The organism is Micromonospora sp. U21 (genome assembly GCF_018070045.1).
Lineage (GTDB): Bacteria > Actinomycetota > Actinomycetes > Mycobacteriales > Micromonosporaceae > Micromonospora.
Genome location: NZ_JAGPYK010000001.1, coordinates 150,412 through 165,135 on the forward strand (window position 1 = coordinate 150,412; position 14,724 = coordinate 165,135).

Here is a 14,724-nt window from a genome sequence, read left to right on the forward strand (position 1 = left end):
GCGGGCCGGGCCACCCGCACCAGGGCGGGCGGCCCGGGCCGCGACTCAGATCAGGTCGCGGCGACGGAACACGGCGAACGCCGCCGCGGTCAGCGCGCCGGTGAGCACGAGCAGCACCACCAGTGACGGCGCCCAGGTCAGCGAGTAGAACCCCTCGCAGTACATGCCCGTTTCGGTGCCGGTGCAGAGCCGGCTGTCGTAGAACCGCGCCTCACCGCTGAGCCACGCCCCGATGTAACTGGAGAGCATCAGCTGGTCCGGGCGGCGGGCGTCGACGATCTCCAACACCAGCCGGGCGCCCAGCTCCCAGACCACCGCGTACGCGGCGACCGCGCCGAGCGCCGCCGAGGTGTGCCGACCCAGCGTGGCGATGGCGAAGCCCAACGCGCTGGCCAGCAGCACCAGCACCAGGCCACGGCCGTGCACGGCGCCGAGGGAGCGCCAGAAGTCACCGCCCAGCGGGCCGCCCAGCCCGGCGGTCTGCCCGATCACCCAGAACGTGGCCAGATAGACCACCGAGGCCACCACGGCCAGCCCCAGGACCGCGCCGAGCAGGGTGCCCAGCTTCGCGCCGAGCACCGTCATCCGGCGCGGTCGCCAGAGCAGCAGGTTCACCACACCACCGGAGTTCAGGTCCGCGCCGATGTACGAGGCGCCGACCAGGAACCCGAACAGCACCAGGAAAGCGATGAGGAAGTAGAGCAGCGGGCGTGCCTGCTGGGCGAAGCTGAACACCCCGGGCAGGAAGTCGGCGGCGATCGGCAGCCGGTCCCGCAGGGTCGGGTCGATCTCCGAGCAGTCGGAGGGGAAGTACTGCTCGCTGTCGGTCGGCGGGAGCGCGCCGTTCTGTCGGGCCAGGCACTGCTGGAAGGTGTTCTCCATGCTCTGCCGCGCCTCGGCGGCCTGGCTCCGCGCAGAGCTGAGCTCCTCCGCGCTCGGCTTGTGCGAGCCGGCCAGGGTGGTCGCTGCGGTGACGCCGAACGCCAGCACCAGCAGGACGACCATGAGCTGCACGAAGCGACGCGCGGACAGCCGCTCCACCTCGGCACGGACCAGGTTCACGCGTCCACTCCCCGTACGTCGAGATCGATCTCAGCATCACCGGCACCAGGCAGAGGCCCCGAGTCGTCCACCTGCCGGGGCACCGACGGATGCCCGCCAGCGCCGGTCAGCTCCAAAAAGACGCTCTCCAGATCCGGCCGCAGCGGGGTCAGCTCGCCCACCCACAGCCCCTGTTCACCGAGCACCCGGCTGATCACCGTCGGGTCGGTCACTCCGCCCACCACCAGCGCCTCGCCGTCCACGCTGGCCGTCAGCTCGGCCTCGTGCAGCAGCTCCACGGCCCGCTCCGGCTCGGCCACCCGGACCAGGAACTCGTGCCGGTCGTAGCCGGCCAGCACCTCGTCCACCCGGCCGGTCGCCACCCGCCGGCCCCGCGAGATGATCGTGACGTGGTCGCAGATCAGCTGGATCTCGCCCAGGATGTGACTGGACACCAGCACGGTCACCCCGGCCGCCGCCAACGACCGCATCAGGTCCCGCATCTCCCGGATGCCGGCCGGGTCCAGCCCGTTCGCCGGCTCGTCAAGGATGAGCAGCTGCGGGTCCTTCAACAGTGCGGACGCCACCGCGAGGCGCTGCTTCATGCCCAGCGAGTAGCCCTTCACCCGCTCGTCGCCCCGGTCGCGCAGGCCCACCGTGTCCAGCACCTCGTCCACCCGCGCGATCGGAACCCCGCCGGCCCGGGCCAGCAGCCGCAGTGTGCGGTACCCGGTGAAGTTGCCGAAGAACTGCGGGCTCTCCACGATGGCGCCGATCCGGCCGGCCACCCGGGGCAGGAGCTGTGGCGACGGCTCACCGAGCACGCTCATCCGGCCGCTGTCGGCCCGGACCAGCCCGAGCAGGGCACGCAGCGTGGTGGTCTTGCCGGAGCCGTTCGGGCCCAGGAACCCGTGGATCTGACCCGCCTCGACCAGTAGGTCGAACCCGTCGACCGCCACCCGTCGGCCGTTCCGCAGGCTGTGGAAGGTCTTGCGAAGACCCTCGATCTCGATGACCGCGCTCATCCGCGCGGCTCCGTACCTTGACGGGGCATGGGCCGTCCTCCGGGTGTGGTGATCAACGACACGGCGCCTCACCCTATGACCGGGACGCCGCCCGTGGGGGGCAACGCGGCGCTGCGTGGTTGGATGGTCCGGTGACTGGTGACCTGATCCCCGGCGCTGCCGGCGCCGCGCCTGCCGCCGCACCCGTGGACCCGGATCTGGTGGTCAGCCTCGACGGCGTCGGTGTGCGCCGGTCCGGCACCGCCCTGCTGCAGGATCTGACCTGGCGGGTCGAGCTGGACGAGCGCTGGGTGGTGCTCGGCCCAAACGGGGCTGGCAAGACGACCCTGCTCAACCTCGCCGCCGGCCGGCTGCACCCCACCACCGGTGTCGCCCACGTGCTCGGCGAGCGGATCGGCCGCACCGACGTCAACGAGCTGCGTACCCGGATCGGGCTGTCCACCGCCGCGCTCGCCGAACGGCTGCCCGCCGAGGAGCGGGTCAGCGACGTGGTGGTGACCGCCGCCTGGTCGGTGGTCGGCCGCTGGCGGGAGAGCTACGACCGCGGCGACGAGGCGCGGGCGCGGGCGCTGCTGAGCCAGCTCGGCATCGGCGGCCTCGCCGAGCGCCGCTACGGCACCCTGTCCGAGGGTGAGCGCAAGCGGGTGCAGATCGCCCGCGCGCTGATGACCGACCCGGAGCTGCTGCTGCTCGACGAGCCCGCCGCCGGGCTCGACCTGGGTGGGCGCGAGGACCTCGTGGCCCGGCTGGCCGAGCTGGCGTACGACCCGGACGCCCCGGCCCTGGTCCTGGTAACCCACCACGTCGAGGAGATCCCACCGGGGTTCACCCACGCGCTGCTGCTTCGCGAGGGCGGGGTGGTCGCGCAGGGCCTGCTCGCCGAGACGCTGACCGGCGACAACCTCTCCAAGACCTTCGGCCTGCCCCTGGTGGTCGAACGGTCGGGCGACCGCTACACCGCCCGCGCCGCCTGAGCGCGCGACAGGGCGGGAGGTGACCGTGCCGCGGACCCGGGTGGTCGTGGTGGGCAGCGCCAACATGGACCTGGTCGCGATGGCGCCCGCGCTGCCCCGGCCGGGCGAGACGATGCTCGGCACCGACTTCGTGATGGTGCCCGGCGGCAAGGGCGCCAACCAGGCGGTCGCCGCGCTGGCCGTCGGCTGGGGCGAGGGACGGGACCTGATCGACGCGGTGCGCTGGGCGTCGGCGGCCGGCGCGGCCTGCGTCCGTCGGCTCGGCGCCTCGGTGGCGTTGCCCCGCCGCGCCGAGATCGACGAGCTGTACGCGCCGGGCTGATCCCAGTGCCCCACGCCGGCCGGCGAGGGCTCAGCCGACCAGATCGTCGCCGAGCTTCTCGCCCCGCCTGCGCAGCATGCCCAGGCCCGGGATGCCGGCGACGGCGAGCTTGAGGTCGCGGGTGACGTCGAGCAGGTCGTGCAGGTCGGGCCCGACCCGGTCCAGGGTGGCCAGGATCGGCAGGATGTCCGCCGTCAGGTGCTGCTTGAGCTTGGGCAGCTCGTCGATCAGGCGGATCGCCGCGGTGACCTCCTCATGGCTCAGCTCCCCGACGAACCGCCCCGCCATCGGCGCGGCCCGCCGCAGTGCCGGCTCGTACGCCGCCAGCAGCTCGGCCGCGGTGGCCGCCGCCTCGGCGGCGGTGCCCACGGTGACCGCGGCCCGGCCGGCCACCGTGTCGGCCTCGGCGACCACCGTGCCGGCCAGGCGGGCGACCTGGTCGGCCTCCCGGACCACCACGGCTGCGGCCGTCGCCACCTCGGTGGCGGTGTCGATGGCGGTGGTAGCGGCAGCGCTGATCACCGCCACCTCGCGGACCGCCGTCTCGGCGTCGGTGAGCACCTGGTCGGTCCGGTCCAGCGTCGTCTCGATCCGATCCACCACGCCGTTGATCCGGGCCAGCAGCGCCTCCACCCCGTCCAGCACCGCGAACGCGCGGGCGGGCACGGCGGCGAACGAGGCGGCCGAGCCGAACGCCTGGTCGAGAGCGGAGCGGGTCAGGCCGACCATAACGGTGGGTGTGGGGAGAGGAATCGCCATGGGATCAAGTGTGCGCCGGCCGCACCACAACCGCCCGACGCCGGCCGGTCATCGATGGTCGCCCTGCTGCTCGACGGCGCGCTGCACGGCCCGGTAGATCTGCCCGAACCGGAGCGCGTCCGGGGTGCGCAGCAGCAGCTGCTCCCGACCGTGGTGCTGCACCCACAGCTCGTGCACGTGGCTGCCGCGCTCGTAGGAGCGGTCCAGCCAGCCGAGGGGGATCTCGAGAAACGGGGTCAGCGCCAACGCCCCCACCGCGCAGGCGGCGAGGACGATCAGCGCCATCTTCCAGTTGCCCCGGTCCTGTGCCGTGTAGGCCAGCGAGAGCACGCAGACCAGCGCCACCAGCGGCGGCAGCGAGAGCAGGAGGACCAGGACACCGCGACCGAGCACCCGGCCGCGTACCGCGAGCGTCTTCGGGCCGCGCGCGTGCCAGACGTACGTCACGTCGGAGAGGGAGACCAGATGACCGCCCACCCGGATCGACTCGGAGGTCACCTGCACCGCGTCGTCCCGGTAATAGAGGGTCATCAGCAAGCCTAACCATCCGCCGGCAACCCGCGCCTCGCCCGGCTCTCGTCGCACCGACCGTGACGAAGGTCGGGTCGGGGGATGGGGATGGTGGCGCGCACGCTCCTTTGGAGCTGAATCGTCTACGACATCGCGCGTTCTCATCAGCCCCGGTCCGTCTGCGGCATCGCGGGTTCTCATGCGCCCGGTCCGTCTACGGCATTGCGGGTTCTCATGCGCCCGGTCCGTCTACGGCATCGAGGGCTCTCGCCCGATTCGTTTACGACATCAGCTCCAAAGGCGCTGCCAGGGACATAGTTCCGCCCGTGCTGAGCGCGAGCTCGGGTCGTTTCCGTGGTCCGGCGGGCCGTGGCCGGTCACGTGGGTCGGACCGGTGACCGAGCCGGAGCGCACCGTCGTGCTCGTCCGCCGCCATCCGCGCACGTTCGTCATGCTGCCGGCCGAGCCGATCATGTTTTGACCGTTGCGGGCTAGCGGCGGGTGACCGGGCGGGCCGGGTGGCTGTGCTCGGCCGCGCGCTGCACCGCCCGGTAGATCTGACCGAAGCGCAGCGCGTCGCCGGTGCGCAGCAGCCGCACCGGCTGGCCGCGCCAGCGCGCCCAGATCTCCAGTTGCCGGCTGCCCCGGGCGTACGAGCGGTCCAGGTGTTCGAAGAGGAAGTCGGCGATGGGGCCGACGGCGAGCCCCACCAGCACCGAGGCGCCGACGATCGCGATCGTCACGGTGGGCGAGCGGTGCAGCCAGACGGCCACGCCGATGCCGAGCACGGCCGCGACCAGCGGACCGGCCAGCGCGGCGCCGATCGCACCACGCCCGACGAGCACCCGCCAGGAGCGGCTGCCCCGGCGGTGCCAGATCATGGTGATGTCGGCCAGCGCGTAGCTGCGACCGTCCACTCGGACGGCGGTGGAGGTGACCTGCACCGACCTGTCGTCGTAATAGGTGATCATGGCTGGACTCCCGCCCGCGGGGCTGACACCAGACTACTTACCCCAACGAGCCGGGTCGTAAGGTTGGCACGCGACTTCGACGAGGAAGTGAGGGCAGCGTGGGCGAGTTCGTTCGGCTGGAGACCAAGGACGGCATCGGCACCATCCGGCTGGAGCGGCCGCCGATGAACGCGCTCAACACCCAGGTGCAGGAGGAGTTGCGCACCGCCGCGACTGCGGCCACCGCAGACCCGGAGGTCCGCGCCGTCATCGTGTACGGCGGGGAGAAGGTCTTCGCCGCCGGCGCGGACATCAAGCAGATGGCCGAGATGTCCTACGTGGACATGGCCGACCGGGCCGCGAACCTGTCCAGCGCGCTCGGCGCGATCGCCCGGATCCCCAAGCCGGTGGTCGCCGCGATCACCGGCTACGCCCTCGGTGGCGGCTGCGAGCTGGCGCTGGCCTGCGACTGGCGGGTGGTGGCCGAGGACGCCAAGCTGGGCCAGCCGGAGATCAAGCTGGGCATCATCCCCGGCGCTGGCGGCACCCAGCGGCTGGCCCGGCTGGTCGGCCCGGCCCGCGCCAAGGATCTGATCATGTCCGGGCGGATGGTGGACGCGCAGGAGGCGTTGCGGATCGGCCTGGCCGACCGGGTCGTTCCGGCCGCCGAGGTGTACGAGGCGGCGGTCGCGCTGGTGACGCCGTACCTGACCGGACCGGTGCAGGCGCTGCGCGCGGCGAAGCTGGCGGTCGACGGCGGCCTGGACATGGACCTGAACTCGGGCCTGGCCTGGGAGAGTCAGCTCTTCGCGGCGCTGTTCGCCACCGACGACCGGCGCGAGGGCATGGCGGCATTCGTCGAGAAGCGCAAGCCGGGCTTCACGGGCCGCTGAGCGGCCGGGGCCGGCGGCCCGCGCCGCCGGCCCGACGGCGAGCCGAGAACGGTTCACATTCTGCCTACCGGCCAGTAGCGTGGGCCTCCGGTCAGAAGCGACGAAGGGGAGCGGCATGACGGAGCGGGTCGAAGGTCACGGCGGGGAGTTGGCGCTCGCGGCGCTGCGGGCGCACGGCGTACGCGAGATGTTCACCCTCTCGGGCGGGCACGTCTTCCCGCTCTACGACGCCGCGCACAAGACCGGCTTCCCGATCTACGACGTCCGGCACGAGCAGTCCGCCGTCTTCGCCGCCGAGGCGGTGGCCAAGCTTCAGCGTCGTCCCGGCCTCGCCGTGCTCACCGCCGGGCCCGGCGTCACCAACGGCATGTCGGGCATGACCAGCGCCTTCTTCAACGCCTCCCCGGTGCTGGTGCTCGGCGGCAGGGCGCCCGCGTTCCGCTGGGGCTCGGGCAGCCTCCAGGAGATGGACCACCTGCCGCTGGTCGCCCCGGTCACCAAGCACGCCGAGACGGTTTTCAGCACCGACGACATCCCGCGCGCGGTGGGTGCGGCGCTCACCGCGGCGCTCACCCCACACCGCGGCCCGGCGTTCCTCGACTTCCCGCTGGAGACGGTCTTCTCGGTCGCCGAGGCCGACGTGCCCGCCCCGACCGGCGTCGACCCGGTCGAGCCGGACCCGGACGAGGTCGCCCGGGCCGCGACGCTGATCGCCGCCGCGCAGCGGCCGGTCATCATCGCCGGCTCCGACGTGTACGCCGGCGACGCGGTCGCCGCGCTGCGTGAGGCGGCCGAGGCGTTGCAGGTGCCGGTCTTCACCAACGGGATGGGCCGTGGCTCGCTCCCGCCGGAACACCCGCTCGCCTTCGCCAAGGCACGCCGGGCCGCGCTCTCCGGCGCCGATGTGGTCGTGGTGGTCGGCACCCCGCTGGACTTCCGGCTCAGCTTCGGCGACTTCGGTGACGCCAAGGTGGTGCACATCGTCGACGCCCCCAGCCAGCGCGCCGGGCACGTGCAGCCGGCCGCCGCACCCGCCGGCGACCTGCGCCTGATCCTCTCCGCGCTCGCCGACCACGCGGGCGACCGGGCCGACCACAGCGGCTGGATCGCCGACCTGCGCACCGCCGAGGACGCGGCCCGGGCCCGCGACGCGGCCGAGATGGCCGCCGAGACCGACCCGATCCGGCCGGCGCGGATCTACGGCGAGCTGCGCCGGGTGCTCGCCCGTGACGCGATCACCATCGGCGATGGCGGTGACTTCGTCTCGTACGCCGGGCGGTACCTGGAGCCGGCCCAGCCCGGCACCTGGCTGGACCCGGGCCCGTACGGCTGCCTGGGCACCGGCATGGGCTACGCGATGGGTGCCCGGGTCAGTCACCCGGACCGGCAGATCTGCGTGCTGATGGGCGACGGGGCCGCCGGCTTCTCGCTGATGGACGTCGAGTCGCTGGTCCGCCAGAAGCTGCCCGTGGTGATCGTCGTCGGCAACAACGGCATCTGGGGTCTGGAGAAGCACCCGATGCGGGCCATGTACGGCTACGACGTCGCCGCCGATCTCCAGCCGGAGCTGCGCTACGACACGGTGGTCAGCGCGCTCGGCGGCGCGGGGGAGACGGTCGCCAAGGCCGCCGACCTGGGGCCGGCCCTGCAACGGGCGTTCGACGCCGGAGTGCCGTACCTGGTCAACGTGCTCACCGACCCGACCGACGCGTACCCCCGGTCGTCGAACCTGGCCTGAGTCGCACCCACCGCCGCGCCGTCGCCCCTCAGCGGGCGGCGGCGCGGCGTCGTCCCGCAGCTAAATCAGCGGAATGTCAGCGCCGGTCGTCGTAACGTGAGCCGGGGACCGGCGGGATGTCAGCCCTGTCGCCCATGGTGGTGTCACCACCGAAGACGACAGGGAGTTGCGATGGACTACGCGATCCGCGCCGAGGGCCTGGTGCGCCGTTTCGGCGCCACCACCGCCCTCGCCGGAGTTGATCTGGCGGTCCCGACCGGGACCGTCTTCGGCCTGCTCGGGCCGAACGGCGCCGGCAAGACCACGGCGGTGCGGGTGCTCGCCACCCTGCTGCGCGCCGACGAGGGCCACGCCACGGTCGGCGGGTTCGACGTCGTGCGCGACGCCCACCGGGTGCGTCAACTGATCGGCCTGACCGGCCAGTACGCCTCGGTCGACGAGACCCTTACCGGCGCGGAGAACCTGCTGCTGATCGGCCGGCTGCTCGGGCTGAGCCGGGCCGACGCCAAGCAGCGCGCTCGCCAACTGCTCGCCGACTTCCAGCTCAGCGACGCCGCCGACCGGGCCGCCAAGACCTTTTCCGGCGGTATGCGGCGCCGGCTGGATCTCGCCGCCAGCCTGGTCGGCCGGCCGCAGGTGCTCTTTCTCGACGAGCCGACCACCGGCCTGGACCCGCGCAGCCGCAACGACCTGTGGGACATCGTCCGCGCGCTGGTCTCCGACGGGGTGACGGTGCTGCTCACCACGCAGTACCTGGAGGAGGCCGACCAGCTCGCCGGTGAGATCGCCGTGGTCGACCACGGCCGGGTGATCGCGCAGGGCACGCCGGAGGAGCTGAAGGCCAAGACCGGCGGTCAGACGCTCACCGTGCGGCCATCCGACCTCGCCGACCTGGGCACCGTCACCGCCATCGCCGGCGAGGTGTCCGGCGCGACTCCCGAGGTGGCCCAGAACGCGGTCACCGTCGCGGTGAACGACCCCGGTGTGCTGCCCGCGGTGGTGAGCCGCCTCGACGCGGCCGAGATCGCGGTCGCCGAACTGGCGCTGCGCGGCGCCAGCCTGGACGAGGTCTTCCTCTCCCTCACCGGCCACCGGGCCGAGGACGCCGAGGCCGGCACCGACCTGGAAAGGACTTCGGCATGATCGCCGCCACTCTTGCCCCTGCGCTGACGCCGGCCCGCCGGCTCAGTCCCGCCGCCGGGCTGCGGCACACCTTCACGCTGGCCTGGCGCAGCCTGGTGCAGATCAAGCACAACCCGATGGAGCTGCTCGACCTGAGCATCCAGCCGGTGATGTTCGTGCTGCTGTTCACCTACGTCTTCGGCACCGCCATCGCCGGGTCCTCCGGCGAGTACCTCACCTTCATGCTGCCCGGCATCATGGTGCAGAACGCGCTCTTCGCCACCATGACGACCGGGTTCGGGCTGAACAACGACCTCACCAAGGGCGTCTTCGACCGGCTCCGGGCGCTGCCCATCGCCCGGTGGGCGCCGCTGGCCGGGCGGATCCTCGCCGACACCGTCAAGCAGGCCTGGTCGATCGCGCTGCTGCTCGGCGTCGGGGCGATCCTGGGGTTCCGGGTCGGCAACGGCCTGCTCGGGGTGGTCGGGGCGTTCGCGCTGCTGCTGGCGTTCACGCTGGCCGCGTCCTGGATCTCGGTGCTGGTCGGGGTGCTGGTGAGCGAGCCGGACAAGGTGCAGATCTTCGGCTTCATGGTGATCTTCCCGCTGACCTTCACCAGCAACATCTTCGTGCCCACCGACCGGATGCCGGGCTGGCTGCAGAACTGGGTGGAGGTCAACCCGGTGACCGTGGTGGCCGACGCGCTGCGCGGGCTCCTGGTCGGCGGTCCGGTCGCCGGCCCGGTGCTCCAGACGCTGCTCTGGGGCGCCGGCATCGCGGTGATCTTCGCACCGCTGGCGGTGCGGGGGCTCAAGCGCCGAGTGTGACCCGCAGCGGGTCGCCTGGGCCGCCGTGACCCGCCGGAGTGCGACGGCCAGGCGCGGCTGGTCTCACACCTCCGGCCGGTCACCCTCGCGCGGCGGCTCGCCGTCGTGGCGGCGCAGGTCGTCCTCGCGCCGGCGCAGGTCTTCCTCCCAGCGGCGGAAGAGCTCCTGGTCCTGCTGCTGGGCGCGGTCCTGCACGGAGCGGAGGAACTCCGGGTCGTCGTCGGGGGCGACCGGGCGGCGGCGCGGCCGCTCGGTGGAGCCGGTGCCGGCCGGCCAGGGCTTGCGGGTGCCGGAGCCGGGCTCCCGGCCGGCGACGAACCAGGCGATCGAACCGACCAGCGGGAAGAACAGGATGATCAGCACCCAGGCGATCCGGGGCAGGGCGCGGATCTGGCCCTCCTCGGCGGAGAGACAACTGATCAGCGCGCAGACCGCCAGGACGATCTGCACCAGGAAGAGGAGTACGTAGAGCCGGGCCATACGCCTATCATGGCGCACCCGGTCCCGTCACCACAGTCCGCGAACAACCAGCAGCGCACCCAGCAGCGCGAGCCCGAGGGTGGCCGACGCGGCCAGGGGCAGCCTCGGGCCGCCGGTGCGCACCGGCCCGCTGCCGCTGCCCCAGGGCCAGCAGAGCATGAGCACGGCCCCCCAGAGCAGCGCGGCGATGCCGGCGATCCACGCATCGGTCGGGTCGCCGGTCGAGCCCAGGCGGACGGCGAGCGCGGTCACCACCGTCAGCGTCAGCATGGTGCGCCGCCAGGCCAGCCGGGTCCGCTCCGGTTGCAGCCCCGGGTCGCGCCCGGCGCTCACCCCTCGCCGATCGTCCGGGCGAGCACAGCGACCACCAGCAGCACCGCGCCGACACCGACGGCGAGAGCGAGGATGGCGGGGAAACGGGAGGCGGGCAGCTCCTGCCCGAGTCGGATGGCCCGTTCGGTGCGCGCCCAGTGATCCACCGAGCGGACGGCGACGGCGCCGCCGAGCAGCAGCAGCGCGACGGAGATCACCTCCCGCAGGTGGGTCAGCGGCAGCGGCGGCAGGAACTGCGCGGTGGCCAGCCCGCCGCCGACCAGCGCCAGGCCGGTGCGCAGCCAGGCCAGGAAGGTGCGCTCGTTGGCCAGGGAGAAGCGGTAGTCGGGTGCCTCGCCGACCGAGCGTAGGTCCGCCGGGTCGAACCATCGCCTGATCGCTTCCCACACGCTGCCGATTATCCGCTTGTCCTGCCGCTTAACCTGAGCCGGTGACCGACCTTGACGTGATGACGTTGCGCGCCGCCTACGACAACCAGCTCCGCCCGGAGATCCCGGACCCGGTCCCGGCCGGGGTGACGGTGGAGCGGGACGGGCCGCTGGTCCGGATCATCGGGCTCGACGCCGGCGGATTCCTCACCTACCGCGACCTGAGCGGGTTGACCGGCGACGCGCTGGATGAGCTGATCGCCCGTCAGGTGGAGCTGTTCCGTCAGCGCGGCCAGTCGGTGGAGTGGAAGCTCAACGAGCACGACGAGCCGGCGGATCTGGCGGACCGGTTGCGCGCCGCCGGCTTCGTGGCGCAGGAGCGGGAGACCGTGGTGGTCGGGCCGGTCGCGGCGCTGGCGGCCGCGCTGCCGGTCACCCCCGAGGGGGTACGCCTGCGTGAGGTGACCTCCCGGGCCGACCTGGAGCGGATCGCCGTCATGGAGGAGGAGGTCTGGCAGGAGGACCGCTCGCACCTCGTCCGGGGGCTGGCCAAGGAGATCGACGCCGACCCGCACTCGATCACCGTGGTGGTGGCCGAGGCGGGCGGCACGGTGGTGAGCGCCGGGTGGGTGCGCTTCCCGGCGAACACCGGCTTCGGCACCCTCTGGGGCGGCTCCACCCTGCCGCAGTGGCGTCGCAAGGGCATCTACCGGGCGCTGGTCACCTACCGGGCGCGGCTGGCCGACCAGCGGGGCCGGACGATGCTGCAGGTCGACGCGTCCGAGGACAGCCGACCGATCCTGCAGCGGCTCGGTCTCGTCCCGGTCACCACCACCACTCCGTACGTCTACACTCCGTGATCATGGAGCAGCGGTTGACGGACGAGGAGCGGCTGACCCTCAAGACGGGCGCGTTCGGGGCCGTCTTCCTGGTCTCCAACGCCGATCCGGGCATGTTGGGCGTGATCCGGGAGAGCGTCGCCGCCTCCGGCGCGCTGGCCGACGCCAGCGGGGTGGTCAAGGAGGCGTTGACCAGCGGTCCGCTGCCCCGGCTGCCCCGGGACTCCCAGTTGGAGATCGAGTCGGTGGTGCTGCCGGCTCTCGACCGGGCGATGCGGATCCTGCGGGAGAAGTCACCGGCGGACGTGGACGCGTACCGCGCGGTGGTGTTGGCCGCGGCGGACCGGGTGGCCCGGGCGCACGACGGGGTGGCACCGGCGGAGGCGGCGGTCATCGACCGGATCCGGGAGGCGCTGGCCGGGCCGGCCTGACCGGCCTGTGCTGCTGCCGGCTTCAGTGAGCTGTGTCACTCTGAGTGCCCCGGGGCCCGCAACTTACTGGCAGGTAACATTGCGCCGTGGGCAACCGCACAGCAGCTCGCGGTTGACCGGGCGTCGACCGACGCGCGAGGCTGCGCCCGAGACCGGGCGAGCGAATCGCAACACCACACAGGAGGGTCGTCGAAGCGCGATGAATATCGTCGTACTCGTCAAGCAGGTGCCTGATTCGGGCGCGGACCGCAACCTGCGCAATGACGACAACACCGTCGACCGCGGTTCGGCGAACAACGTGATCAATGAGATGGACGAGTACGCCATCGAGGAGGCGCTGAAGATCAAGGAGGCGCACGGTGGCGAGGTCACCATCCTGATCATGGGTCCGGACCGGGCGACCGAGTCGATCCGCAAGGCGCTCTCCATGGGCCCGGACAAGGCCGTGCACGTGGTGGACGACGCCCTGCACGGTTCCTGCGCGGTGGCCACCTCGAAGGTGCTCGCCGCCGCGCTCGGTCAGCTCAACGCCGACCTGGTGATCTGCGGCGCCGAGTCCACCGACGGCCGGGTCCAGGTCATGCCGCACATGATCGCCGAGCGGCTCGGGGTCGCGGCGCTGACCGGCGCCCGCAAGCTCACCGTCGACGGCGGCACGCTGACCGTCGAGCGGCAGACCGAGGAGGGCTACGAGGTGGTCACCGCCGCCACCCCGGCCGTGGTCTCCGTCTGGGACACCATCAACGAGCCGCGCTACCCCTCCTTCAAGGGCATCATGGCCGCCAAGAAGAAGCCGGTGCAGACGCTCTCCCTGGTCGACCTCGGCGTCGCGCCGACCGAGGTTGGCTTCGACGGCGCCACCAGCGCCGTGGTGGAGCACACCAAGCGCCCGCCGCGCTCCGGCGGCGCCAAGATCACCGACGAGGGCGAGGGCGGCGTCAAGCTGGTCGAGTTCCTCGCTACCGAGAAGTTCGTGTGAGAGCGGGGTCTGGACATGTCTGAGGTTCTCGTCGTCGTCGAAGCCACCAAGGAATTCGGCGTCAAGAAGGTCACCCTGGAGATGCTCACCCTCGCCCGCGAGCTGGGCACCCCGAGCGCGGTGGTGCTCGGCGGCGCTGGCGCCGCGGAGGCGCTGAGCGCCAAGCTGGGCGAGTACGGCGCGGAGAAGATCTACGCCGCCGAGGGTGACGAGATCGACGGCTACCTGGTGGCTCCCAAGGCCACCGTGCTGGCCGAGCTGGTCAAGCGGGTGCAGCCGGCCGCCGTGCTGCTGGCGTCGGCGCAGGAGGGCAAGGAGATCGCGGCCCGGCTCGCCGTCAAACTGGACAACGGCATCCTGACCGACGTTGTCGGCCTGGACGCCGACGGCACCGCCACGCAGGTCGCCTTCGCCGGCTCCGCCATCGTCAAGTCCAAGGTCACCAGGGGCCTGCCGCTGGTCACCGTCCGGCCCAACTCGGTCAACCCGACCCCGGCCGCGGCCACCCCGGCGATCGAGCAGCTCACCGTGTCGGTCACCGACACCGACAAGCTGGCCAAGGTCGTCGACCGGATCGCCGAGCAGAAGGGCTCCCGCCCCGAGCTGACCGAGGCCGGCGTGGTCGTCTCCGGCGGTCGCGGCGTCGGCAACGCCGACAACTTCAAGCTGGTCGAGGAGCTGGCCGACCTGCTCGGCGGCGCCGTCGGCGCTTCCCGCGCCGCGGTCGACTCCGGCTTCTACCCCCACCAGTTCCAGGTGGGCCAGACCGGCAAGACGGTTTCTCCGCAGCTCTACGTCGCGCTCGGCATCTCCGGTGCCATCCAGCACCGCGCCGGCATGCAGACCTCGAAGACCATCGTCGCGGTCAACAAGGACGGCGAGGCGCCGATCTTCGAGCTGGCCGACTTCGGCGTGGTGGGCGACCTGTTCAAGGTCGTCCCGCAGGCCGCCGAGGAGATCCGCAAGCGCAAGTGACGATTCCGGGGGCGTAGCCCCGGACCGGTACGACGAGAAGTGGCCGCCCGGCATCGTCGCCTTCGCGGTCGCCGTCGAGGCGGCGGTGTCCAGGGGCCCCCCACTTCTCGCTTTGCGGTGGAAGGGAGCTGATCGGCGGGCCGGGGAGCTGAGCCGGC

Annotated in this window: 18 protein-coding genes; 10 read left to right on the plus strand and 8 right to left on the minus strand. The window is 72.4% G+C overall.

The genetic code is table 11. The annotated features are described in order from the left end of the window. Window positions 1-45: 45 nt before the first annotated feature. A complete protein-coding gene (locus tag KBX63_RS00800) occupies window positions 46-1,062 on the minus strand; it encodes an ABC transporter permease subunit (protein WP_210906785.1) in 1,017 nt (338 codons plus the stop codon). After that, window positions 1,059-2,066, minus strand: a complete 1,008-nt coding sequence (locus tag KBX63_RS00805; protein WP_210906787.1) for an ABC transporter ATP-binding protein — start codon at window positions 2,064-2,066, stop codon at window positions 1,059-1,061. The genes KBX63_RS00800 and KBX63_RS00805 overlap by 4 nt, the downstream gene beginning before the upstream one ends. A gap of 131 nt (window positions 2,067-2,197) precedes the next feature. On the opposite strand from KBX63_RS00805, the gene KBX63_RS00810 reads away from it, so the two are divergent. Together KBX63_RS00810 and KBX63_RS00815 are read left to right on the plus strand one after the other, a co-directional pair. Continuing rightward, window positions 2,198-3,040: an ABC transporter ATP-binding protein gene (locus KBX63_RS00810; protein WP_109818017.1), complete on the plus strand. Its 843-nt coding sequence runs from the start codon at window positions 2,198-2,200 to the stop codon at window positions 3,038-3,040. A 25-nt stretch (window positions 3,041-3,065) separates the two neighbouring features. Next, entirely contained in the window at window positions 3,066-3,362 is a 297-nt protein-coding gene (locus KBX63_RS00815; protein WP_210906789.1) for a PfkB family carbohydrate kinase, read from the plus strand. Between the two features lie 30 nt (window positions 3,363-3,392). Here the strand turns inward: KBX63_RS00815 and KBX63_RS00820 are convergent, their stop codons facing one another. The 3 genes from KBX63_RS00820 to KBX63_RS00830 all read right to left on the minus strand — a co-directional run bounded on the left by KBX63_RS00820 (window position 3,393) and on the right by KBX63_RS00830 (window position 5,602). Continuing rightward, a complete protein-coding gene (locus tag KBX63_RS00820; protein WP_210906791.1) occupies window positions 3,393-4,121 on the minus strand; it encodes a hypothetical protein in 729 nt (242 codons plus the stop codon). A gap of 48 nt (window positions 4,122-4,169) precedes the next feature. Beyond that, on the minus strand, window positions 4,170-4,652 hold the full coding sequence (locus KBX63_RS00825; RefSeq protein ID WP_210906792.1) for a DUF6232 family protein: 483 nt from the start codon (window positions 4,650-4,652) through the stop codon (window positions 4,170-4,172). Window positions 4,653-5,122: 470 nt separating this feature from the next. Further along, a complete protein-coding gene (locus KBX63_RS00830) occupies window positions 5,123-5,602 on the minus strand; it encodes a DUF6232 family protein (protein WP_210906794.1) in 480 nt (159 codons plus the stop codon). A 98-nt stretch (window positions 5,603-5,700) separates the two neighbouring features. On the opposite strand from KBX63_RS00830, the gene KBX63_RS00835 reads away from it, so the two are divergent. The 4 genes from KBX63_RS00835 (at window position 5,701) to KBX63_RS00850 (ending at window position 10,161) form a co-directional block, all read left to right on the plus strand. After that, window positions 5,701-6,474 carry an enoyl-CoA hydratase/isomerase family protein gene (locus tag KBX63_RS00835; RefSeq protein WP_210906796.1) on the plus strand — a complete coding sequence of 258 codons (774 nt, stop codon included), beginning with the start codon at window positions 5,701-5,703 and terminating at the stop codon, window positions 6,472-6,474. A 115-nt stretch (window positions 6,475-6,589) separates the two neighbouring features. After that, the gene (locus KBX63_RS00840) at window positions 6,590-8,212 is read left to right on the plus strand and encodes an acetolactate synthase (RefSeq protein WP_210906798.1); all 1,623 of its coding nucleotides are present in this window, start codon (window positions 6,590-6,592) and stop codon (window positions 8,210-8,212) included. A gap of 171 nt (window positions 8,213-8,383) precedes the next feature. Beyond that, window positions 8,384-9,355 carry an ATP-binding cassette domain-containing protein gene (locus KBX63_RS00845; RefSeq protein WP_210906800.1) on the plus strand — a complete coding sequence of 324 codons (972 nt, stop codon included), beginning with the start codon at window positions 8,384-8,386 and terminating at the stop codon, window positions 9,353-9,355. After that, window positions 9,352-10,161: an ABC transporter permease gene (locus KBX63_RS00850; protein WP_210906802.1), complete on the plus strand. Its 810-nt coding sequence runs from the start codon at window positions 9,352-9,354 to the stop codon at window positions 10,159-10,161. The genes KBX63_RS00845 and KBX63_RS00850 overlap by 4 nt, the downstream gene beginning before the upstream one ends. 63 nt (window positions 10,162-10,224) lie before the next feature. Here KBX63_RS00850 and KBX63_RS00855 read toward each other — a convergent pair whose 3' ends face one another. The 3 genes from KBX63_RS00855 to KBX63_RS00865 are packed head-to-tail and all read right to left on the minus strand — an operon-like array spanning window position 10,225 to window position 11,363. Beyond that, window positions 10,225-10,641: a PLD nuclease N-terminal domain-containing protein gene (locus tag KBX63_RS00855; RefSeq protein WP_210906804.1), complete on the minus strand. Its 417-nt coding sequence runs from the start codon at window positions 10,639-10,641 to the stop codon at window positions 10,225-10,227. Between the two features lie 27 nt (window positions 10,642-10,668). Continuing rightward, entirely contained in the window at window positions 10,669-10,974 is a 306-nt protein-coding gene (locus KBX63_RS00860; protein WP_210906806.1) for a DUF202 domain-containing protein, read from the minus strand. Next, entirely contained in the window at window positions 10,971-11,363 is a 393-nt protein-coding gene (locus tag KBX63_RS00865; protein WP_210906808.1) for a DUF202 domain-containing protein, read from the minus strand. The genes KBX63_RS00860 and KBX63_RS00865 overlap by 4 nt, the downstream gene beginning before the upstream one ends. A 41-nt stretch (window positions 11,364-11,404) precedes the next feature. Here KBX63_RS00865 and KBX63_RS00870 point away from each other — a divergent pair, with 41 nt between their 5' ends. The 4 genes from KBX63_RS00870 to KBX63_RS00885 all read left to right on the plus strand — a co-directional run bounded on the left by KBX63_RS00870 (window position 11,405) and on the right by KBX63_RS00885 (window position 14,566). After that, window positions 11,405-12,202 (plus strand): GNAT family N-acetyltransferase, encoded by a 798-nt coding sequence (locus tag KBX63_RS00870; RefSeq protein WP_210906809.1) that lies wholly within the window; start codon window positions 11,405-11,407, stop codon window positions 12,200-12,202. Beyond that, a complete protein-coding gene (locus tag KBX63_RS00875; protein WP_210906811.1) occupies window positions 12,199-12,612 on the plus strand; it encodes a hypothetical protein in 414 nt (137 codons plus the stop codon). Before KBX63_RS00870 ends, KBX63_RS00875 begins: the two co-directional genes overlap by 4 nt. 199 nt (window positions 12,613-12,811) lie before the next feature. After that, complete coding sequence (locus KBX63_RS00880; protein WP_210906813.1) at window positions 12,812-13,591, plus strand: electron transfer flavoprotein subunit beta/FixA family protein; 780 nt, start codon at window positions 12,812-12,814, stop codon at window positions 13,589-13,591. Window positions 13,592-13,606: 15 nt separating this feature from the next. Next, the gene (locus KBX63_RS00885; RefSeq protein WP_210906815.1) at window positions 13,607-14,566 is read left to right on the plus strand and encodes an electron transfer flavoprotein subunit alpha/FixB family protein; all 960 of its coding nucleotides are present in this window, start codon (window positions 13,607-13,609) and stop codon (window positions 14,564-14,566) included. Window positions 14,567-14,724 lie beyond the last annotated feature (158 nt).

Coding starts and splice junctions, on each gene's coding strand:
- KBX63_RS00805 (WP_210906787.1), bottom strand. CDS start 2,066: ATGAGCGCGGTCATCGAGATCGAGGGTCTTCGCAAGACCTTCCACAGC.
- KBX63_RS00820 (WP_210906791.1), bottom strand. CDS start 4,121: ATGGCGATTCCTCTCCCCACACCCACCGTTATGGTCGGCCTGACCCGC.
- KBX63_RS00825 (WP_210906792.1), bottom strand. CDS start 4,652: ATGACCCTCTATTACCGGGACGACGCGGTGCAGGTGACCTCCGAGTCG.
- KBX63_RS00830 (WP_210906794.1), bottom strand. CDS start 5,602: ATGATCACCTATTACGACGACAGGTCGGTGCAGGTCACCTCCACCGCC.
- KBX63_RS00840 (WP_210906798.1), top strand. CDS start 6,590: ATGACGGAGCGGGTCGAAGGTCACGGCGGGGAGTTGGCGCTCGCGGCG.
- KBX63_RS00845 (WP_210906800.1), top strand. CDS start 8,384: ATGGACTACGCGATCCGCGCCGAGGGCCTGGTGCGCCGTTTCGGCGCC.
- KBX63_RS00850 (WP_210906802.1), top strand. CDS start 9,352: ATGATCGCCGCCACTCTTGCCCCTGCGCTGACGCCGGCCCGCCGGCTC.
- KBX63_RS00855 (WP_210906804.1), bottom strand. CDS start 10,641: ATGGCCCGGCTCTACGTACTCCTCTTCCTGGTGCAGATCGTCCTGGCG.
- KBX63_RS00880 (WP_210906813.1), top strand. CDS start 12,812: ATGAATATCGTCGTACTCGTCAAGCAGGTGCCTGATTCGGGCGCGGAC.
- KBX63_RS00885 (WP_210906815.1), top strand. CDS start 13,607: ATGTCTGAGGTTCTCGTCGTCGTCGAAGCCACCAAGGAATTCGGCGTC.